Annotated in this window: 1 protein-coding gene; it reads right to left on the reverse strand. The window is 70.2% G+C overall.

Annotated features, from left to right (window positions below):
* Positions 1–265, reverse strand: a 265-nt coding sequence (locus tag CCN37_RS37550; protein WP_210408393.1) for a hypothetical protein, incomplete at both ends; no start/stop codon positions are given.

The raw sequence follows: 265 nt of genomic DNA on the forward strand, positions 1-265 counted from the left end.
GCCCGCCGCGCAGTCGCCAGTCCACCAACCGCAACTGGTCCGCCGCGCCTGCTTCCGCCAAGCGCCGGAACACCCGTCGCTCGCGCAGCCTTCCCGTTCGGGCTCGGGTGATCTCGCCGTAGAGCGGATGGGCGCAGCGCACCAACATGCCGGGCTCCACGATGATCAGCGACCGCGCTTCGAGCCCGTCCAGCACGTGTGCGGGTACCAGGCGCTCCAACACGTCCGCCTCAACGGGTTCGGCGTGCGCCAAGTACTCCATCGC

Origin of the sequence: Allokutzneria sp. NRRL B-24872 (assembly GCF_002155965.1) — a bacterium.
Classification (GTDB): domain Bacteria; phylum Actinomycetota; class Actinomycetes; order Mycobacteriales; family Pseudonocardiaceae; genus Allokutzneria.